We start from the raw sequence: 21,915 nt of genomic DNA, 5'->3' as shown, positions 1-21,915 counted from the left end.
AAAACTGGATTAAAAGTATTAAACTTTAACTGGGGGTATTAATATGAATGACCTGCCTAATGGTCAAATCACTTCCGAGCCGCTTAATCAGAATAATAAGCCACTTAACCAACTAACGGAGTTACCGGAAAAAGGGATTAATCCTTTCGTATTAATGTTTATCGTAATTGTAATAGTGACGGTTTTAACCTATATCTTACCCGCAGGTCAATATGAAAGAATTGAAAAGGATGGCCGAAGTGTAGTCGATCCTACTTCTTTTGAATTCGTTGAATCAACACCAGTGGGATTATTGGAAATGTTCAGCAGCATTCACGCAGGGATGATTGAAGGAGCGTCAATTATCTTGTTCGTCTTTTTGTTTGGCGGAGCACTGGGAATCATGCAGGCAACAGGTGCACTGGATTCTTTCATTAAATTTGTGGCTGTCCGATTCGGAACAAAAGAGAAATTGCTTATTCCGTTGATGGTATTGATCTTCGCATCATTAGGGACACTGATCGGCTCTGCTGAAGATGCATTGGTTTATATTGCAATCATTGTTCCGATGACGATTGCATTAGGCTTTGATGCACTTACAGGTTTTGCGATCGTCATCCTTGGAACACTGGCGACTGGATTCATTTCGGGCATTACGAACCCTTTTAATGTAGGAGTTGCCCAAAGCATTGCAGAACTGCCCATGTATTCGGGAATGGGATTGCGAATCGCTCTTCTTGCAGTGTTTTATGTCGTTACAGTATTGTATATCTATTTTCATGCAATGAAGGTTAAAAGAAACCCTGAACTGGGGGAGTATGGGAAATTCAGGCGTGAAGAACATGCACATCTTGATAAAAACTTTAAGATGAGTAAAAGACATAGCGCTGCTTTAATTATTTTATTGGTGAATTTCATCCTATTAGTATATGGAGTTATTAAATTAGGATGGTATATAAGTGAAATTGGCGGCTTGTTTTTATTAAGCGGGATCATAATGGGCATAATTGGCGGCTTAACTCCATCCAAAATGGCTAATGGTTTTATTTCAGGAGCAAGCGATATGGTTTCTGGGGCATTGATAATAGGAATTGCGCAGACAATCTTAGTCATCATAACAAGTGGCGGATTGCTGGATACCATCTTATATTATGCTGCAGGATTGGTTGAGCAGCTTCCTCCCGCCATAAATGCAATCGGAATGTTCATTGTCCAATTATTTCTTAACTTCATTGTTCCATCCGGAAGTGGACAAGCAGCATTGACGATGCCGATTATGGCTCCATTAGCGGATTTAATGGGTGTGACAAGACAAACGGCAGTGTTAGCTTTCCAATTAGGGGATGGGATTTCGAATATGATATTTCCGACTTCTGGAGTGCTATTGGCTGGACTGGCAGTGGCAGGCATATCCTTTACGAAATGGGTAAAATGGGTGTTTCCATTTCTTTTGATTCAGGTTGCGGTAGCGATTATCTTTTTGATCATTGCTCAAAGCATACAGTATGGCCCTTTTTAAAGATTTAAAAAGTCTGAATATTGGCACTAAGTGTACGAGGAGGCATTTATGATGAAGACAATACAGGAGACAGTTGTGGATGAAGTGATATCATGGAGACGTCATTTTCACGAAAATCCGGAGCTCTCATATCAAGAGCACCAGACTTCTGAATTCATCTACAGGAAATTAAAGACCTTTACAGGATTAGAAGTGACGAGACCTACCGAGACGAGCGTTTTAGCGGTTCTCAAAGGAACTAAAAAATCTGCCCGAAAATCGAATACCATCACCTTTCGTGCAGATATTGATGCACTCCCGATTGAAGAAGAAGCAGAAATTGATTATAAATCAAAAAATCCCGGGGTTATGCATGCCTGCGGACATGATGCACATGCTGCGATGTTATTAGGTGCTGCTAAAGTACTCTCTGGGAAAAAAGATGCGATTAATGGAGAAATCAGGTTTATTTTCCAACACGCCGAAGAGGTTCTGCCAGGGGGCGCTCAGGAATTGGTGAGAAAAGGGGTCATGGAAGGAGTGGATTATGCATTTGCACTGCATGTTACTCCTTATGAACGAACAGGAACAATCTGTTTAAGGGAAGGGGTATTCTGTGCAGCAGCCGATGATTTTGAAATAAAAATTATTGGTCAGGGCGGTCATGCGTCGACTCCGGAATTAACGGTAGATCCGCTTATCATTGGTGCAGAAATTACGACGAATATTCAACATATCGTTTCTAGAAAAATTTCAGCTCTTAGGACACCCGTCATTTCAGTCACTCAGTTCCATTCCGGAAGTGCACTCAATGTCATACCTGAATATGCAGAAATCGGTGGTACCATTCGTTCCTTAGACGCTGATAGCCGAGTGAAAGCAAGGGAGTATCTAGAGCAAATCGTTAAGGGGATTTCAGAAACGCATGGGGCAAAATGTGAAATTACTTGGTATTTAGGGTATCCAGCCGTGGTAAATGATAAAGCAGCTGTCGATATTTCAAGAACGGTCATGGAAGGGATATTTGAAGAAAATAATATCATCCAGGTTGATGATCCCATGTTTGGAACAGAAGATTTTTCGGCTTTTTCCGAAATCGTACCCTCTTCCATGCAATTTCTAGGCGTTCATAATGATGAATTTGGAAAAGCTTACCCCTTACACCATCCTAAATTTAAAATCGATGAGAAGGCTTTAGGGTATGGAGTAAGATATTTTGTAGGTATAGCGGATAAATTATGCGGTCATCAAAATAATTGAGAAAACATTGGGCTGGAAGAGACACCCGTTATAGATTAAGAGAACCTTCGGTTGTCTCTTCTTCCTATCATGACTGTTTTTCCATGGTTTATGCTACTGGAATGGTTAAGTTCAGCAAAGTGATCAAAAGAAATTTAAAGAACGGCTGGTTCAAAAAGGTTAATATCCTACATTTTAAAAAATAAGCTACCTATTTAGGAGGAATATATATGTTTAAACACGCGATTGTAAGAAAGATTGGAAAAAGTTTTGTAAATGGCTTAACAACATCGGATTTAGGAAACCCGGATTATGAAAAAGCACTTGTACAACACGAGGCTTATGTAGAAGCATTAAAACGCTGCGGTGTGAAAGTGACCGTTCTCGAATCGGATGAAAGGTACCCTGATTCTACGTTTGTGGAAGATACAGCCGTGTTAACGACAAAATGTGCCCTAGTAACCAATCCTGGTGCAGAAAGCCGGAATGGTGAGATTAATGAAATGAAAGAAGTTTTAAAGGACTTTTATGACACAATCGAATATATTCAATCTCCAGGTATGTTAGATGGGGGAGATGTAATGCAAGTTGAGGATCACTTCTATGTTGGCCTTTCAACAAGAACAAATGAAGCAGGTGCTCTTCAGTTCAAAGATATTATGGCTAAATATGGTTATGATACGACCATCATTCCTCTTAAGAAGTTCTTTCATTTAAAAACGGGTGTCAATTATCTGGGAGACAATAATTTATTAGTGGCCGGAGAATTCATTAATCACGAGGCTTTTTCTGGCTTCAATCAAATAATCGTAAAACAGGAAGAAGAATATTCGGGTAACTGCGTCAGAATGAACGACTGCGTTATTGTCCCGAAAGGATTTGATGGTACAAAGAAAAAAATTGAAGATTTGGGATACACAGTGATTGAAGTGGAGATGACTGAATTTCAAAAACAAGATGGCGGACTTAGTTGTCTCTCTTTGAGGTTCTAAGATAGTTTAGGAGAAGGCAATGCATAGGATAATAGATAAGATAAGGAAGTGATTACATGGGGTATGGACTGGAGAATAATGATCAGCTGCAACGCTCAATGAAAAGACGCCATTTATTTATGCTGTCACTCGGCGGCGTAATTGGTACAGGCCTTTTTTTAAATGCAGGCTATACAATTAACCAAGCGGGGGCAGGAGGGGCCCTGCTCGGTTATCTAGCCGGCGGTCTTATTTTGTATATGGTAATGGTCTGCCTTGGCGAGCTAGCCGTTCATATGCCGGTTACAGGTTCTTTCCAGAAATATGCTGCCGAATATATAGGGCCTTCCGCTGGTTTCTCTCTAGGATGGATGTATTTCGTAGGTTCAGCCGCAACAGCAGGAGTAGAGTTCACGGCTGCAGGAATTTTGATGAAACAATGGTTCCCCAATAGTCCTACCTGGATTTGGTGTGCTGTATTCATAGTGCTTTTATTTACTTTGAATGCATTAACGACAAGAGGTTTTGCAGAGGCGGAATATTGGTTCGCTGGAATAAAAATCGTTGCAGTGATTTTGTTTATCTTGATTGGAATCGCGGGCATCTTTGGTTTTGTCTCTTTATCTGATCGTCCAACCCCATTCTTTGAGAATTTGGCTCCTTCTGGTCTATTTCCAGCAGGGGGGATTACAATCATCTTTGTGACAATGATGAATGTAATATTTTCTTATCAAGGCTCAGAACTAATAGGAATAGCGGCAGGGGAAAGTGAAAAACCTGAAGAGAATATCCCTAAAGCCATTCGAAACGTACTATTTAGAATCATTATTTTCTACATTTCGTCCATTATCATCCTTTCTGCCATATTCCCTTCTTCGGAATTAGGCTTATTGGAAAGTCCTTTTGTAACTTTGATGAAGATAGCCGGGATTCCTTATGCAGCAGGTATCATGAATTTCATTATTTTGACAGCCATTCTTTCTGTGGGGAATTCATGTCTTTATGCATCCACAAGGTTACTTTGGTCGATGGCTCATGACGGAATGGCACCCAAGGTGTTTGGTCTATTATCCAAGAGGAAAGTGCCATTGAATGCCCTTCTTTTTACGATCTGTTTTTCGCTCCTATCGTTATTGACTAGCTTCATTGCGGCGGATACAGTGTTCGTGATACTTATGTCCATAGCGGGTATTTCCGTCACGATCTCATGGATGGGAATTGCTTTATCGCAATATATGTTTAGAAGGAAATTTATAAAAGCGGGTGGTAAAACGGAAGATTTACAATACATAGTACCATTTTACCCATTTGTCCCGTTGTTTTGTTTAGGCTTTTGTTTGCTGATTCTAGTATTCCTTGCCTTTGACCCTACTCAACGAGTCGGACTGTTTTATGGGATAGGATTTTTGGTAGCCTGTATATTATTCTATAAATTTAAATTGGCTAAGAAAGTAGAGTCAAACACTAACTTTGAAAATGAAAAAATATTGTAATTGAGTTACACCAAAGGCTAGCCAGTTTTTACTGGTTGGCCTTTTTAAATCTTGAAATTGCAGTCACTTGGATGATTATTTACTGAATCGGAACGGGAAAACTTACATTTTAACGAAATGGAAGGAATATCTTAGAAAATAGGAAGGGGGAATTAACAAGCTTGATTACAAAGTGACTAAAAACAACATCACAACGAGCCTGTGGAGAATTAACTTTTTTACCGAGAGACGGAAAGAAAACAATAATATTAAAATTGGGGGAAGTAATGAAGATCAATCATATAAATTTAACAGTTAATGATGTTACAGCATCAAGGGAGTTTTTAGAAAGATACTTTGGATTGTCATGTGCAGGGAGCCGAGGAGATGGGTTTGCTGCAATGAAAGATGATGATGGATCCATATTGACACTAATGAAGGGAAGCGATGTACAATACCCCAAGACATTTCATGTTGGTTTCATACAAGAAAATGAAGAACAAGTTAACAGGATCAATCAGCGGTTGAAGGATGATGGATTCATGGTAAAGCCTCCAAAACACTTACACAGATATACGTTCTATGTAGAAGCGCCTGGAGGATTTAACGTTGAAGTACTGTGTTAAAAAGTAAATGGAGATGAAATGCCGTTTTCTAAAGATGAATTAGGTGGAGGAACTGAAAAAGATGGTAGTAAAAGTGCTGAAATTGTAGTCATTGTCAATTAAATGGTGAATTTACACAAAATATTACTGCAATTGAAATGCAAGAATTTGTTCAAAAACATTTGATGGAAAAAATGAAAATACCTAAATTAATTGCAATTTTTTTACAAAGTTGGAGCGATGGAAGTAGTCATGCTCTAAAAATCAACCATGCATCTCTACCTGAAAAAAGGAGATATTACATTTTAAGAGGATCTTCTTTGTATTCTTGAAACATTCACGATTTTATTAAACGATAATTATACGAATATAAGGGCAATACTACTTACGAATTGTAGTATTGCCCTTAGTTTTTCAACTGATGATAAAGTGAGAAAATCAGGAATGAAGGGGCTTGACAAGTATTTTGTGAAATTTGCTTCTTCCCACTTTACCAGGGGAGACGTAAAGGAGGTAAATCGGACGATGTTCGCAAACTAAATCTACTCATGATAAGATAAATAAATCAAATACTAGTAAGGGGGGGAGTCAGTCAATTCTGGCTCCTCCCTGCCTTTTTTGCCCACCCGATATTTGGAGGTTTTATTTTGAATGTTATAGTAAAAAAATTTAAAAAAATGGGTTACAAGCATGTTTCTTTGTACGCCGTCATAGCACTTTGCTTTGTCGCTTCTGTTTTCTTTGTTCATCACAATTATTCATTCTATGAACTTCCAATAGCCAAAGTCATCAAAACAAATCTGGAAAATACAACTGAATTGAATGATATGTATCAAAATGAAGATCGACTATTTACTCAGAGTATAATAGCCGAATTACAAAATGGAGAAGAAAAAGGAAAACTTATTCATTTAAAGAATGAATATTCCTCATCCGGAGCTTTTGATCAAGAATATCGAATTGGAAATGATTTATTTGTTTCGATTGATACGAAAACAGAAGGAAATTCAGAGTTGACTGGAACCATAAAAGATGTAAAGCGTGATAAATTTGTGTTGATTGTAGCATGGGTTTTTATCTTTACATTACTTATCGTTGGAAAAAAGCAAGGCCTGTTTTCAATTATAAGTTTGGCAGTCAATGCCATATTGTTGTCATATGCATTAGATTTTTATTTGAATACATCAGACATTGGTTTGGTATTGATATGCAGTATAAGTATCATTCTATTTACGGTTCTTTCCCTTTTACTCGTTAACGGTTTTAATGAAAAAACATATGCAGCGGTTATTGCGACACTGTTAGGGACTTTTTTATCACTGTTCATCACTTATCTTGTTATGTGGTTAACTTCCGAAAATGGACTTCGATATGAAGAGATGCAATTTATCACTCGGCCTTATAAAATGGTGTTTATGGCAGGGTTATTTATCGGTTCTTTAGGAGCCGTAATGGATATAGCCATTACCATGTCTTCTTCAATTTTTGGTTTGTATGAAAAGAATAACAACATAACAGTAAAAGCACTTAAAACTTCAGGATTAGAGATTGGAAAAGACATAATGGGAACCATGACAAATATTTTGTTCTTTGCCTATATAAGTGGCTCCATTCCTATGATTATTTTATATTTGAAAAATGCTTCTGCATTGGGATTTACCCTTTCCATGAACCTTACATTGGAATTGGCCCGTGCCCTAGCTGGTGGTATAGGAATCGTGTTAACTATTCCGATTGGTCTATATGTCTCTATTTTTTTCATTAATCGAAAGAGGGAAAGATAATGAATGTATTAGTGTTGCTTGCGTTTATACTATTAATATTGATGATCTTGATTGGCGGAAAAAAAGGGGCACGTTCATTTTTTGCTTTGTTCCTAAACTTTGGTGTGTTACTTTTTACCATCATTTTTATGACAAATCCAAATAATGATCCGTATATCGTAACATTGATTGCATGTACGGTGATTAGTTATATTAATTTATTTTTTATTAACGAAGTGAACAGTACAACAAAAACAGCATTCATTTCTACTATTATCACGATTGTTATTGTACTCTTTTTTATTGTCATTGTGACGGAAAATGCGATGATACAAGGTTTCGGTGAAGAAGAAATAGAAGAGCTTAGTATCTTTTCCCTTTATATTGGAGTAGATTTTGTTAAAATTGGAGCTTCAGTAATTATTATGAGTACTATTGGCGCGATTATCGATACAGCCATGGCCATTGCATCTCCCATGCGAGAAATGTATCATCACCATCCATCCATTAGCAAGAAAGAATTATTCACATTTGGATTAAGTATTGGGAGGGATATCTTAGGAACATCTACGAATACACTATTTTTTGCTTTCTTTGGAGGCTATTTGGCATTGCTTATATGGTTTAAAGATTTATCCTATTCTGTTGGAGAAATCGTAAACTCAAAAATATTCAGTGCTGAAATGATCACTATATTTTGTGCTGGAACAGGAGTAGCCCTGATAATTCCTATTACAGCCTTGATTACTGCTTATTTTTTGGTGAAAAAAAGAGAAAATAAAGAGAAAGTTATATAGGTTTCATGGCAATAAGGCTTATGAGCACTCACTTGTATAATAGGAATAAGTCTTTGGGTCGTTCCCTAATAGCTTTGCAATGAGTATCCATATGCTCTGCCAAATCCTCTTAACCGTTTCATTTTTGAGGGAGGATGGTGGAGTACAAGGTACAATATTGCCTATATAAGCTTACTGTCATTTTAATTCCTTCATAACGTTCATGATGTATTTATGGTTTGATAACAACGAAGAAGCTGACTGCAGAAGCCCGTTCAAAACGGCTCCTGTAATCAGCTTTTCTTTTTTTTACCCTAATCTTCAATTTGATAATATGACTGCATCCTGAAATCAAACATGTATATTGAGCTGCTTCCGGAGTCGCTGCATTTCCGAATTGAAATAGGATTTGCTGTAATCACATCCTACAATAGCGACGATATTGCCTTCATCATCAATAATTGGCGCAAAGCTTGTTTTCCACTCACCGTACCTGTCTTCGTATATGGGAGTCACACCAGCTTTACCATTAAACGCCTGATTAGCGACATTAACCATTTCAGGGGGACCAATATATTCTTCCCCCGGTTCAATTACAAAGCCTTTGTCTGCAACGAGGTGAATCAGACGTCCATCCTCCGTCATGATAAATATAAAGACCCATTCAATTACGCCTTCTTTTTCTTGAATCATGGTAAGTTTTTGTTTTGATTTCTGGGAATAGGAAGTTTGCCGGTTCATATTTTTTTGCAGACTGATAATCTCTTCAGCTGGAATGATAGCTGCGGTTACAACGGCAATGGAACGAAGCCGTTGATTTATTTGCTCTTCTAAAATGGCCCGTTTATCCACTGGTGAAAAGTCATTTCTAGTTGATCTTGCTGAGTAGAATCATGGTTAAAAAGTATCCTCATCACCTCAAGTTTTAATCCTTCTATTTTTTAAAAAAAAGACTGTAGTAGTGGAAATCAACGATCAGATTTTACAAGTCATAAAAAAACTATGGTCAAACTCGATTTTCATCGAGTTTGACCATAGTTTGAAACCTAATCCAAATACGGATTAGGTTTTTTCAAACTGCCGAGAAAATTTTTAAAGCACTTAACAAATTGTTCTTAAGCTTAAAATAACTGTGAGTTGACCACTCTCAAGGAATTAGCTATATCAAAGGCATTTTTCTTATACAACAAAAGGACAAGTTTTCCTGTGATGAGTGAAAATGGATTTGAGCATAAAAAACACCATTGATATGATAAAAGTAACATACCAATGCTATTTATCGCTTTTAATCAGAAATAGCATATGGAGATTGAATCGTCTTTACCAGTGTAGTATTTATTCTTGGTGTCGTTGATTGTCGTCCATAGTATCATTAAACAGGATATGACATAACATATTGCTCACAAAATAAGTTAATAAGAATGATGTTCATTGCCTTTCTTTAATATGAAAAGGAGAGGTAGTAGACTAGACTATCAAAGAGTACTCCAATCAAGGAGGAAGCGTTCTATCAAATGTAAAAGACCAGTCAGGGATCACGGTAGGAGTGGATATTGATGAAAAAGTTTTATTCGGATATGACAGTGGAGGAAGCGATTTCAAGTTTTCCCATCGGAAGTAATGAAGTGGAAGTGTTGGACGATTCGGAAGATTTCATCGGCTTTCTGACGATAGAAGCGTTATCTGCGGCAGTGCAGCAGAGTGATTTGACGAAGCCTATTTCCCATTTCATTACTGTGAATGCACCGCTACAAAATTTACGAAATTACTCAATACCATATGAACAATTTCAAGCATTCTTCGAGAGTGATTTATGCAGGGTTGTATTTAATGCCCTGTATGATGGCGTGTATATCACGGATGGGGAAGGAACGACATTATATATCAATCAAGCTTATCAGCGTATTACCGGAATAAGAGAAGAGGAAATCATCGGAAAACCGATGAGTTATTTAATTGAGCAAGGTATGATATCCGTTTCTGCTTCATTGGACTCTATTCGAACGAAGAATCAAGTTACTTTGACACAAAGAATTAGAAATGGAAGAAAGATTATCGTTTCGGCTACACCAATTCTATCGCCACAGAATGAAGTCATATTTGTAATAAATAGTGTTAGGGATATTACTGAATTAATCCGGATGAAATACACGATCGACAGCCAAAAGTTATCTTTCCAACCTATTTCTCAATTATTGCCAGGCTCGGAACAGGTGAATTTGCAGGAAATAATCATTGGGCCTTCTACAACTCCTTTATTCAAGCTGGCTGATAAGGTAGCTAAAACGGATGCGAAGATCTTGTTACAGGGAGAAACGGGAGTAGGTAAGAGTTTGATCGCCAAGTACATACATGCCAAAAGCTCCCGGAAGGAAAAGATTTTCCTTGAATTAAATTGCGGGGCCATCCCGGCAAACTTGGTGGAATCTGAACTTTTTGGATATGAGCCCGGGGCATTTACCGGATCCCTTAAGAATGGGAAAATGGGGATTTTCGAGAAAGTGAATGGTGGCACGTTATTTTTGGACGAAATTGGGGATTTACCTTTAGAGTTACAAGTGAAACTTTTGAAAGTGGTAGAAGAAAACAAGTTTATGAGAGTGGGTTCTACCGAAATGAAAGAAGTGGATGTCAGATTAATTACAGCCACTCATCGTGATTTGGCCTCCCTTGTTCAAGAGGGGTCTTTCCGCGAAGATCTATATTACCGGCTTAATATCGTATCCTTTGAAGTTCCGCCCTTACGCCAGCGAAAGGAAGAAACGATCCCACTTTTAGAAATGTATTTGAAAAAATTCAATGAAAAATATAATGAAAAGAAAAAGATGACACCGGAATGCTATGAATGGCTGACGAACTATTCCTGGCCTGGTAATATACGTGAGCTTGCGAGTCTTGCAGAGCGACTGGTCGTCACGACTTATGATGATACGATTGATTTGCCTAATTTACCATCGTTCATCCAGCCGGTCTTATCAAAAAAAACTACAACACATTCTTTGAAGGAGGCCGTTTCCGAGCTGGAGCGTTCCCTGATCCTGAATGCGATGAAAAAATATGGGACTACAAGGGCGGCTGCCATCTCTTTGGATATAAGTCAAAGCGCTTTGGTGCAAAAAATGAAAAAATTTCACATTCGATTAGAAAACGAATCGAATTAGTTTTTTTGATTTGTTTTCTACTCGTTATTTCTGCTGTTACCCATGAAAAAAAGGTTGTCCCCCTTATAAATTAAGCGTTTTCACTTTGGCATGATTCCTGCATTAGTAAAAACATGAAAGGGGAGATAACCATGAATATTTCTATTTTTTCAATGGCTAACAAATTGGTGACAGGATCAGATTCTTTACAACAGCTGACTGATGAGGTTACGCGATTAGGGATGAAGAATCCGTTGATAGTTACAGATAAAATTTTAGTGGGTGCTGGGGTTGTGCAAAAGGTTGAGGATTTACTTTCTTCAGCATACGGTATTTTTTCGGATGTGAATCCTGAACCGGAAATTGAAATCGTTGAGCAATGTGTTCGGTCAATCAGGGATGGAAAACATGATGGACTGATTGCGGTAGGCGGTGGTAGTGCGATGGATATTGCGAAAGCCTCTTCCGTCATGGCTACGAATTCGGGTAGCATCGAAACATATTTCGGTACGAACTTGATTGAAGTTGCAGGACTACCTTTAATTGCCATACCGACAACAGCCGGAACCGGCTCTGAAGTGACGAATATTTCAATTTTATCGGACAAGAAAGAACAGGTTAAGAAGGGAATTGTAAGTTCATATCTATTACCGGATGTAGCGATCGTATCGCCCGTCATGACGCTGACTTGCCCGCCAAGTGTGACTGCTGCGAGTGGAGTGGATGCACTTGTTCATGCGGTCGAGGCTTATATTTCCAAATTTGCTTCGCCCGTCACGGATGCCTTGGCAATTGGGGCCATGAAATTAATCGCTGTAAATTTACCAAAGGCTTATGCTGCGCCAGCTAATTTGGAAGCGCGGGAAGCCATGATCACTGGAAGCTTAATGGCAGGGTTAGCTTTTGGAAATGCCGGTGTTGGAGCTGTCCATGCCTTAGCTTATCCGCTTGGAGGCCGCTTCCATTTATCACATGGAGTCAGCAATTCATTATTACTGCCATTTGTGATGAAGTGGAATAAAATTGCATGTTTAGAAAGATTCCGTGACATTGCTGAAGCACTTGGAGAGAAAGTCAATCATTTAAATGATGATGAGGCAGCTGATAAAGCTATAGAAGCGATGACCAGAATATGTCGTTACGTGGATATACCTGAGTCACTAAGTGAATTTGACATTCCTGAATCTGCTTTAAGTGAAATGGCTGCCGAAGCCATCAAACAAGTTCGTTTACTTCGCAATAATCCCCGTGCATTAAACGTTCGGGATATCGAAAAAATATACCGTTCAGCCTATGGCTTTTAAGTGGAGGAAACAATATGAAATGGAAAAACCGTCGCTACGGAGAAGAGACATCGTATATACCTGCGGGACCTTTTAAAATTAGACTGCCATTTGTCCATTATCGTTTTGAGTGGCCTGACTATGTTCAAGGCCTATTGATGTGTGCAGTTGACCTTGGAGCGATTACACTGCTTGCAGACCATCTGGGAATGCCTTTTGATGTGGCACTAGCAGTCGTTGTCTTGAATGGATTATTATACTTAGCACATCATTTACTCGGGGACCCAGTTATACCAGGTTGGATTACACCTGCGGTTCCATTGCTTGTATTGTTCGTCGGTCAATTTCCGGAAGGGCCTGACCGGGTCTATGCACTCGTTGCGTTTCAATTAACTTTAGGTATTTTATCGATTTTGCTTGGAATGACTGGACTTGCCAGTAAGGTCGTTAGATTAGTGCCGAATGCAATTAAATCAGGCATTATTTTAGGAGCGGGAATTGGTGCTGTCGTTTCCATTTTTGAAGTGGGTGGAAAGTTTGATTTATTTCCTTATACAATAAGCATTTGTATCGGCTTTGCCTTTTATCTACTTTTCTCGAAAAGTTTTGGGAAATTAAAAATACGAAATAAAGTTTGGGTATTCATAGGCAATTTAGGGATATTGCCAGCTATCTTGCTTGCGGTCTTTGTAGCCCCAATTTTTGGAGAAGCAAAATGGCCTGATATTCAATGGGGATTCAGCAGTCCGGATTTTGCTACCCTTTGGTCGGACTATACTGTGTTTGGTTTAGGTTTTCCTGCCTTGACCTTCTTTTTAAGTGCGATTCCAGCTGTTTTTGCTACCTATTTAGTCGTATTCGGGGATGTGTTGAAAACAAAAGCGTTGCTTTCTGAATCCGATGAGGTTCGGGAGGATGAAAAAGTTGATTATAATCCAAACAGAGCTCATTTAATTTTTGGTGGTCGAAATGTGATCATGAGTTTTATCGGACCTGATATTACAATGTGCGGTCCGTTGTGGGCGGCCATGCAGGTCGTGGTAGTGGAACGGTTTAAGAATGGCAAGAAAGCTATGAACTCTTTCTTCGGCGGTGCTGGCTCATTCCGTTGGGGTACGAATACAGGGTTATTCTTATTGCCGGTCGTCAGCTTGGTTGAACCAATTCTCGGTGTGGCCTTGGCCTTGACGCTTTTGGTTCAAGGATATGTTAGCGTGCGCGTCGGTGTTATGCAGGCGAAGAGCCAACGCGACTTGGGAATTGCAGGGGTCGTTGCTGCCATCCTTGTTATAAAAGGTGCTGGAATGGCATTTGCAGCAGGAATCCTATTATGTGTCCTAATATATGGAAAGGACTTTTTCAAAGGTGAAAAAGATAATACTTTTACAGATCATGAAGAAGAAGAAGAGGAGATTAAAGCAGGATGAAAAAAGTAGTGGAGAAATGGCCAATTTATATAAACGGCGAACCCATTCATACAGAGCATCATTTTGTAGTTGAAGATCCAGCAACATTGGAGCCTGTGGGCTATGTTCCGGACGCTAACGAAAAAGAGGCAAAGGCTGCTGTGGATGCAGCTCAAGCTGCCTTTCTGACTTGGTCGAAAACTAGCGCATATCATAGGGCGGAATTACTTGAGAAGTGGTACACGATCATTGAGAACAGGCTGGATGAAATAGCAACGATCATGACATTGGAACAAGGTAAGCCATTGGCCGAGGCGAAAGGTGAAATGAAATATGCTTCAAGTTTCGTGAAATGGTATGCTGAAGAAGCAAAGCGTAATTATGGGGAAATCATACCAGCCTCCGTTGCTTCAAAGCGTATTTTAGTGCAAAAGCAGGCAGTCGGTGTCGTTGCTGCCATTACCCCATGGAACTTTCCTGCTGCCATGATCACGAGGAAAGTGGCGCCAGCCCTTGCTGCAGGATGTACCGTGGTCATCAAACCCGCGGAACAAACGCCTTTGACCGCTTTGCTATTAGTTGAAAGTGCCCAGGAAGCAGGCATTCCGGCCGGTGTGATAAATATTGTAACCACACAAAAACCGGGAGATGTGTCAGACGTGTGGATGAATGATTCACGTGTTAAAAAGATCACATTTACTGGCTCCACTCCTGTAGGGAAACATCTAATGAAAAAGGCGGCAGAAACAGTAAAAAAAGTCTCGCTTGAACTCGGTGGACTGGCACCGTTCATCATTGCTGAGGATGCGAATATCGAAGAAGCAGTAAAAGGTTTGATTCAATCGAAATTCAGGAATGCGGGACAAACATGTATTTGCGCGAACAGAATATTCGTCCACGAGACAATTGAACAGCCATTTTTACAAGCTTTTGAAGAAGCCGTTTTAACTTTGAAGGTTGGAAATGGAATGGACGGAAATGATCTTGGTCCATTGATAGATGGAGACGCAGTAAAAAAAGTTCAGCTTCAATTAGAGGATGCTGCAAGTAAAGGGGCTTTCATCCATAAAACCTCAAAAGTCGATGAAAAACACGGTTATTTTATCGCACCAGCCATACTTTCCAATGTAACGGATGATATGCTGTGCATGCAGGAAGAAACGTTTGGTCCAATTGCGCCAGTCAGTACATTCAAAACCGATAAAGAAGCGATAGATCGAGCCAATAACACGAATTTTGGCTTGGCAGCATATGTGTATACCGAGTCACTAAATAAGGCAGTTGCCTATTCGGATGGTCTAGAATATGGGATTGTCGGTATTAATGACAGTGCCCCATCCACTGCCCAAGCACCATTTGGAGGCATGAAGGAAAGTGGTTTAGGCAGAGAAGGTGGACACTACGGCATGGATGAATATTTAGAAGTGAAGTATGTATCCATGCTGATAGGCCAGTAAATAAATAGAAGAGTCCGCCATGATTCTTCAGGCAAAAAAAAGAGTAGAAGGCACATCAACTATCGATGTGCCTTCTACTCTTTTACAATGGTTAATAAGCATTTTTACGTTCCTTCAGAGTTGAAGGAGGGAAGGTCATGCTTCCAAGGATGACATTGGAGTCAGCACCGGTAGCCTTGGGAACGTTACTTGCATTACCATGGAAAGTCTCATTTGCAAGTAATGCAAAGGCCACCGCTTCTTTCGCTTCAGAAGAGTATCCCAACTCTTCTTGAGTCAAGACTTTAATAGAATTTCCCAGCAGTGATTGAATCATATTTAATAACGTTTTGTTGTAGCTGCCACCGCCGCCAATAATCACTTCTTCAATAATGGTTTTTGGAAAGATGAAATTTCGATAGTTCTCCACAATGGACTTTGCTGTAAACATCGTTACTGTTGCTAAAATATCTTGATTTGGAAGTGATTCAAACATCTTTAATAGTTTTACTACATATTGCTTGCCAAACAATTCTCTACCAGTCGATTTTGGTGGAGGGCTCATAATATAAGGATGACTAATACAATAAGATAGAAGCTCGTCATTAATTTGTCCTTGTTTAGCTATGTTACCACCTGCATCATAGCTTAAATTGAACAATTGGCGGCATACCTCATCAATGATCATATTCCCAGGTCCTGTATCAAAAGCATACATGTCATTCAGAGATGCTTGCTTAGGTAAGACGGTTACATTTCCAATGCCACCTATGTTTTGAAGTAATCTTCCCTTCGTTTCACTTCTATAAAGAATGTATTCGGTAAAGGGAACAAGAGGAGCCCCTTGCCCACCAGCAGCCATGTCCATCGTACGAAAATTAGAGATTACAAGTGTGTTTGTATCGTGAGCTATTACTGCAGCTTCCCCAATTTGCAAAGTGGAGGGTATATAATTCTGTTCCTTTAAAGGCTGGTGGTAAATGGTTTGTCCATGGGATCCTATTAGATCCAGTTTATTAATGGGAAATCTTGCTTTATGACAAACTTCCTTTACCGCATTGGCAAATAATTTTCCTAATTTAAAATTCAAACTGCATATTAACTGCACATTGGATGTGTCTGCAGATAAAGACTGCATAATTTCTTTTTCAATATCTTTTGGAAAAGGGCATGTCATGAACTCAATCATTTCCATTTCAGTCTCGAGTCCACTATTATTCACCCGAACAAGTGCCGCATCAATTCCATCCAGAGATGTTCCGGACATTAATCCAACTATGTACATCGTCATTCCACCTACTTCAATTCTTTTATAATCCTGATTTAGCATCATATGCAACAGTGTATGATACTAAGATAAAACCATTTCTAACATATTGTTTAATGAAAACCTTACGTTCATTGTTCACTGACATGCGTCTCTTGAACTGTAAAGCAATTTCTTGAAGATTATTTTACTTTAATATTAATCTGTTTAGTTTGTTTGCTTTCATTGTGGGTGCGGTCTAAGGCAGTCACAACATATGTGTAAGTCTTTCCTTTTTCTATACTGCCGTCATTAAACAATTGACGTTTATTTTCTTTATGCACTGTGGCAAGTAAGTTGGTTGAGTCTTCTATGTTTCCTTTTTTCTTCCCATCAAAACGATAAATGGCATAATAGGATGCATCTGATTGCTTGTGATCGTGAATTTCAAATTGTATTCCATCTCCTGCTTGTGTTGCCTTGCTGACCTTTGGAGCCTTTGGGGCATGATCATCAATCCAAGGCATGGCTGGAACCAATGCGGGGTGCTTATAAATATCCTCCCTTAAGCGATCTGCTATCCCAAGGGGGTTTTTCCGTAAATCTTTGGCACTGAAATGCATGCTTCCATCAAATTCTTTATATGTTCGGTTCAGTTTTAACTGGTTTGGCATTTCTTCAGGATTAAACCAGTTTTGTACACCATTGGACTCTGTATTAATTTTATAGTCTCCTTGGCCAATATAGAGTTGAACATTTTTACCTTCGACTTCTTTTGTCCACCAATCAAGAAGTTTGGCATAGTCAGCTACCGGCAGTCCTATATTCCAATATAATTGAGGGGCAATATAATCAATGTATCCATTATTGATCCACGTTCTGGTATCCGCATATAAATCATCATAATTCGTTTGTCCAGCGGCAGTGTCAGATCCTGTGGGATCAACTGCTTTGTTGCGCCAAACTCCAAATGGACTTATACCAAACTTCACATATGATTTTTCTGCCTTGATTTGTTCATTTATATGCTTAACAAGGTTATTTACATTATCCCTGCGCCAATCTTCTACATTTGTAAATCTATCTGCTCCATATTTTTGATAGGAATGTTCATCAGGGAAAGGAACTCCTGCAATCTTGTAAGGATAGAAATAATCGTCCATATGGACTGCATCGATGTCATAATTCTTAACAACTTCCATTATTCCATCGATCACAAACCGTTGTACGCCAGGAATGCCTGGGTCAAAGTACAATTGTTGTCCATATGGTATGACCCAATCCGGGTGCTTTCTAGCAGGATGAGATTCTGGAAGATTATCAATATCCGATAATTCAGCTGTTTTACCTAAAGGCATAGTAATGCGGTATGGATTAAACCACGCATGAAATTCCATATTACGCTCATGTGCTGCTTCTACCATGAATGCAAGAGGGTCATACCCAGGATCCTTTCCTTGGACTCCTGTTAAATATTTTGACCAGAGACCGTATTCAGAAGGATAAAAAGCATCAGCAGTGGGTTTAATTTGCATAACGACAGCATTCATCCCCATTGCTTTTTGTTCATCCAAATATTTTATGAATTCTTCCTTCTGTGCTGATATGGACAAACCAGGTTTGGACGGCCAGTCAATATTTAACACACTTGCAATCCAAGTTGCGCGCAGTTCCTGTTTTACATAAGTCGTTTGCTGAGGGATAGTCCCGGATTCAGCATTTGCAATTAAATCAGCTGGAAAGAGAAGTGATCCTCCCACCAAAGCGGCTAGCGCCAATGAACCAAATTTTTTCTTTGTAATTCTTTCATTCATCAATAGTAGAACCTCATTTCATTACTAATATTTATATTTAATTATTTGTAAGCGTTAACAAATAATGAATATATGAATTTGTCATCTATGAATAGTGAGATAAGATCTAACAATAAAAAGAATCGTAGGTTTGGTTCATAAAATGGTTAGTCAGTTTACATTTTTAAATTTTAATAGACAGAAAACAATCATTTAGATGCCTTACGTTTATTTTAAAATTAATTTTTAAAAATGTATACACATTATTGAAATTAATTTTTAATAGTGATATATTCTGTATAGCTAAAAAAGTTTCACAACTTTCACCACTGAAATAAAAAAGGATGATATGTATGCTAGAGCATTTAACGACAGAGCGTCGTAATGAAAAGACCATGAGTTTAGATGAGATGGGAATACTTGAATTTTTAGAGGTAATGAACGAAGAAGACATTAAAGTTGCCCATTGTGTAAAAAAAGAATTACCGCAAATTTCTAAAGCGGTGGAGATGATCGTTGAAGCTATGAATAAAAACGGCAGATTAATTTACATGGGTGCAGGAACAAGCGGGCGCATCGGTTTATTGGATGCAGTAGAATGTCCCCCAACATTCAATACCGATCCGAGTGAAGTAGTGGGTCTTATAGCTGGTGGGGAAAAGGCTTTCATTAAGGCGGTTGAAGGTGCTGAAGACAGTTTTGAATTAGGTCCTGAAGATTTAAAGAAAATCGAATTAACAAACAGGGATGTTGTAGTGGGCATTGCGGCTAGTGGACGCACTCCATATGTTATTGCTGGATTGGAATATGCCAATCAAGTTGGTGCAGGAACTGTTTCTATAAGCTGTAACAAAGGTTCTGAGATAGGTAAGATTGCAAAAGTTGCGATTGAAGTTGTAAACGGACCTGAAGTCCTGACGGGTTCTACACGTTTAAAAGCTGGAACATCGCAAAAGTTAGTATGCAACATGCTTTCCACCGCCTCAATGGTTGGAGTTGGAAAAGTTTATGGTAATTTAATGGTAGATTTACAGTTGACTAATGAAAAGCTAGTTGAACGTGCAAAACGTATTATCATGGACGCTACTGACTGTAGCTATGAAATTGCAGATGAATTTTTAGAAAAGGCGCATGCCCAGCCTAAAATTGCAATTGTCATGATTTTAACGAATGTATCATATGAAGAAGCTTCAAATCGTTTAGTGAAGGCACAAGGATTCATAAGAAAAACGATTTAACGCTTTTTATAAAAAAAATAAAAAATTGGAGGAACAAATAATGAAGGTATTATTCGTATGTTCAGGTGGAATGTCTAGTGCAATCGTTGTAAGCGCTTTAAAAAAGGAAGGGGAAAAACAGGGTGTAACCTTAGAGGTATTGGCAGTCGGTACCCAAGAATTTGATGCAGAAGTACGAAATGGCTGGGATGTTGCAATGGTAGCTCCGCAAGTCAAACATCGTTTCGATGGCTTTAAGGCATCTGCAGACGAAGCGGGCGTCCCATGTGAAGCCATTCCAGCTCAAGCTTACAGCCCTCTTGGCGGACCTAAACTATTAAAACTTGTAACCGAACTAGCAAAATAATAAACTAACTACTATTTCTTTTCACTAAACGTAAAAGGGGAAAACACGAATGGACAAGTTTGTAGCTTTTTTAGAAAATAATCTTTCAACACCTATGGCTAAATTGTCTGAGCAAAAACATTTACGCGCAATTCGGGATGGTGTGGTTTCTGCGTTACCATTCATCATCTTTGGCAGTTTATTCTTGATCATTGCATTTCCGCCCGTTGCAGCAGATACTGCGTTAGGTGAATGGTCTGCAAAACATATAGCTGAAATTTTAATACCCTATCGATTAACGATGTTTATCATGACGCTATATATTACTTTTGGTATAGGCTACAGTTTATCTCAAAGCTATAAACTTGATCCGCTATCTGGAGGTTTACTATCATTAGCAGCCTTCTTGTTCACAATAGGCGTAAAGATGATGGATGATGTGGGTTTTGTTTTGCCAATGACAAATCTCGGAGGGCATGGCCTTTTTGTAGGAATGCTTGTATCCATTTTTGCTGTCGAAATTTTACGTCTTTGTAAGACAAAAAATATCACAATTAAAATGCCGGATTCCGTTCCAACTTCAGTAGCCCGTTCATTTGAAGCATTAATACCAGTTACAATTGTACTGCTTGTAATGACTTTAATTACAGTCGTTTTTGCTGTTGATTTACATTCACTTGTTGATAAAGCGGTTGCACCACTCATCAGTGCAGGCGATACATTGCCAGGTGTATTAATTCCAGTATTTTTGATTACATTCTTCTGGTCATTTGGTATTCATGGCGTATCAGTAGTAGGTGCCGTTGCTCGTCCGGTATGGGAAGTATACCTGGGGAATAACTCGGCAGCAGTTGCAGCTGGGAAGGCAATTCCCCACATAGCTCCTGAAACATTCTTCCAATGGTTTATTTGGATTGGTGGGTCTGGTGCAACATTGGGTTTAGTAATAGCTATGCTCTTAACGGCAAAGTCCACCTATAGTAAAGCAATGGGGAAAGCAACAATTGTGCCAAGCATTTTTAACATCAATGAACCTGTTATCTTTGGGATGCCAATTGTCCTAAACCCGGTACTGATTATTCCATTTATCATTACACCGCTAATTGGTGCGACACTTGCATATATAGCAACGTCCATCGGTCTGGTGAACCCGACATATGTAATGGTTCCCTGGACATTGCCCGCTCCAATAGGTGCCTACCTTTCAACAGGCGGCGATTGGAGAGCCATTGTTCTCGTGATGGTGAATTTAGCAATTTCCGTTATTATTTATCTGCCATTCTTTAAAATGTACGATAAAAAGCTATTGGCGCAGGAAAACATGGTAGAAACAACAACGGATAATAAAAATATCGCATTATAAGGAATACCTAAAAGGGAGTTTGGGACTAAATGCTCCAAACTCCTTTAATAAATTGAGAGGGGTGAAAGGACATGAATTCAACATCCAGAATTCACTTTTTTAGTTACAAAAGTGCCTTTCTATTTTTTAGCTTCATTCTTGTTTTTAATTTTATCTTTAACACATTAACGGATGCCTTTGAGATAAATAAACAATTATCACTGTACTTAGGAAATACCTTTGCCATAAGCGCAGGGTTGACGATGGTTGTTTGTTTTGTTGAAGGTAAGTTTAAAAACAAGAAACAAGCATCACTATTATTCTTGTCTATATTAGCGGTAAGCGCACTGGTTTGTTATGCAATAATCTATAATTAAATAAAAAATTCAGATTAGCTTACTAT

Annotated in this window: 19 protein-coding genes; 16 read left to right on the top strand and 3 right to left on the bottom strand. The window is 38.8% G+C overall.

What is annotated here, in order from left to right:
* Window positions 1-154: 154 nt before the first annotated feature.
* From NYE63_RS17515 to NYE63_RS17480, 8 genes are all read left to right on the top strand, one after another.
* Window positions 155-1,498, top strand: a complete 1,344-nt coding sequence (locus NYE63_RS17515; RefSeq protein ID WP_342605812.1) for a C4-dicarboxylate ABC transporter permease — start codon at window positions 155-157, stop codon at window positions 1,496-1,498.
* Between the two features lie 48 nt (window positions 1,499-1,546).
* The gene (locus NYE63_RS17510) at window positions 1,547-2,737 is read left to right on the top strand and encodes an amidohydrolase (RefSeq protein WP_342602079.1); all 1,191 of its coding nucleotides are present in this window, start codon (window positions 1,547-1,549) and stop codon (window positions 2,735-2,737) included.
* Window positions 2,738-2,946: 209 nt separating this feature from the next.
* Entirely contained in the window at window positions 2,947-3,708 is a 762-nt protein-coding gene (locus NYE63_RS17505) for an arginine deiminase-related protein (protein ID WP_342602078.1), read from the top strand.
* A 56-nt stretch (window positions 3,709-3,764) separates the two neighbouring features.
* Complete coding sequence (locus tag NYE63_RS17500; protein ID WP_342602077.1) at window positions 3,765-5,180, top strand: amino acid permease; 1,416 nt, start codon at window positions 3,765-3,767, stop codon at window positions 5,178-5,180.
* A gap of 266 nt (window positions 5,181-5,446) precedes the next feature.
* Complete coding sequence (locus NYE63_RS17495; RefSeq protein ID WP_063233316.1) at window positions 5,447-5,785, top strand: VOC family protein; 339 nt, start codon at window positions 5,447-5,449, stop codon at window positions 5,783-5,785.
* Window positions 5,786-5,907: 122 nt separating this feature from the next.
* Complete coding sequence (locus NYE63_RS17490) at window positions 5,908-6,096, top strand: hypothetical protein (protein WP_342605811.1); 189 nt, start codon at window positions 5,908-5,910, stop codon at window positions 6,094-6,096.
* A gap of 345 nt (window positions 6,097-6,441) precedes the next feature.
* Window positions 6,442-7,548 carry a YibE/F family protein gene (locus tag NYE63_RS17485; protein WP_342605810.1) on the top strand — a complete coding sequence of 369 codons (1,107 nt, stop codon included), beginning with the start codon at window positions 6,442-6,444 and terminating at the stop codon, window positions 7,546-7,548.
* On the top strand, window positions 7,548-8,324 hold the full coding sequence (locus tag NYE63_RS17480) for a YibE/F family protein (protein WP_342602076.1): 777 nt from the start codon (window positions 7,548-7,550) through the stop codon (window positions 8,322-8,324). The genes NYE63_RS17485 and NYE63_RS17480 overlap by 1 nt, the downstream gene beginning before the upstream one ends.
* A 330-nt stretch (window positions 8,325-8,654) precedes the next feature.
* Here NYE63_RS17480 and NYE63_RS17475 read toward each other — a convergent pair whose 3' ends face one another.
* Window positions 8,655-9,155 (bottom strand): hypothetical protein, encoded by a 501-nt coding sequence (locus tag NYE63_RS17475; protein ID WP_342602075.1) that lies wholly within the window; start codon window positions 9,153-9,155, stop codon window positions 8,655-8,657.
* Between the two features lie 704 nt (window positions 9,156-9,859).
* On the opposite strand from NYE63_RS17475, the gene NYE63_RS17470 reads away from it, so the two are divergent.
* The 4 genes from NYE63_RS17470 to NYE63_RS17455 all read left to right on the top strand — a co-directional run bounded on the left by NYE63_RS17470 (window position 9,860) and on the right by NYE63_RS17455 (window position 15,589).
* Complete coding sequence (locus NYE63_RS17470; RefSeq protein ID WP_342602074.1) at window positions 9,860-11,464, top strand: sigma 54-interacting transcriptional regulator; 1,605 nt, start codon at window positions 9,860-9,862, stop codon at window positions 11,462-11,464.
* Window positions 11,465-11,595: 131 nt separating this feature from the next.
* A complete protein-coding gene (locus NYE63_RS17465) occupies window positions 11,596-12,747 on the top strand; it encodes an iron-containing alcohol dehydrogenase (RefSeq protein ID WP_342602073.1) in 1,152 nt (383 codons plus the stop codon).
* Window positions 12,748-12,761: 14 nt separating this feature from the next.
* Window positions 12,762-14,153: a hypothetical protein gene (locus tag NYE63_RS17460; protein WP_342602072.1), complete on the top strand. Its 1,392-nt coding sequence runs from the start codon at window positions 12,762-12,764 to the stop codon at window positions 14,151-14,153.
* Window positions 14,150-15,589 carry an NAD-dependent succinate-semialdehyde dehydrogenase gene (locus NYE63_RS17455; protein WP_342602071.1) on the top strand — a complete coding sequence of 480 codons (1,440 nt, stop codon included), beginning with the start codon at window positions 14,150-14,152 and terminating at the stop codon, window positions 15,587-15,589. The genes NYE63_RS17460 and NYE63_RS17455 overlap by 4 nt, the downstream gene beginning before the upstream one ends.
* A gap of 91 nt (window positions 15,590-15,680) precedes the next feature.
* Here the strand turns inward: NYE63_RS17455 and anmK are convergent, their stop codons facing one another.
* On the bottom strand, window positions 15,681-16,853 hold the full coding sequence (gene anmK, locus NYE63_RS17450) for an anhydro-N-acetylmuramic acid kinase AnmK (RefSeq protein WP_342602070.1): 1,173 nt from the start codon (window positions 16,851-16,853) through the stop codon (window positions 15,681-15,683).
* A gap of 164 nt (window positions 16,854-17,017) precedes the next feature.
* Entirely contained in the window at window positions 17,018-18,628 is a 1,611-nt protein-coding gene (locus NYE63_RS17445; RefSeq protein ID WP_342605809.1) for a family 10 glycosylhydrolase, read from the bottom strand.
* Window positions 18,629-18,960: 332 nt separating this feature from the next.
* On the opposite strand from NYE63_RS17445, the gene murQ reads away from it, so the two are divergent.
* From murQ to NYE63_RS17425, 4 genes are all read left to right on the top strand, one after another.
* Entirely contained in the window at window positions 18,961-19,845 is an 885-nt protein-coding gene (gene murQ / locus NYE63_RS17440; protein ID WP_342602069.1) for an N-acetylmuramic acid 6-phosphate etherase, read from the top strand.
* 40 nt (window positions 19,846-19,885) lie between these two features.
* The gene (locus tag NYE63_RS17435) at window positions 19,886-20,191 is read left to right on the top strand and encodes a PTS sugar transporter subunit IIB (protein ID WP_063233328.1); all 306 of its coding nucleotides are present in this window, start codon (window positions 19,886-19,888) and stop codon (window positions 20,189-20,191) included.
* A gap of 49 nt (window positions 20,192-20,240) precedes the next feature.
* Entirely contained in the window at window positions 20,241-21,533 is a 1,293-nt protein-coding gene (locus NYE63_RS17430; protein ID WP_342602068.1) for a PTS sugar transporter subunit IIC, read from the top strand.
* A gap of 71 nt (window positions 21,534-21,604) precedes the next feature.
* Complete coding sequence (locus NYE63_RS17425; RefSeq protein WP_342602067.1) at window positions 21,605-21,889, top strand: hypothetical protein; 285 nt, start codon at window positions 21,605-21,607, stop codon at window positions 21,887-21,889.
* Window positions 21,890-21,915: the final 26 nt, after the last annotated feature.

This window comes from Peribacillus sp. FSL E2-0159, assembly GCF_038643155.1.
GTDB classification, from domain to species: domain Bacteria; phylum Bacillota; class Bacilli; order Bacillales; family DSM-1321; genus Peribacillus; species Peribacillus simplex.
The sequence above is the reverse complement of the archived record's forward strand: the minus strand, read 5'-3'. Positions and strand labels throughout refer to the sequence as shown.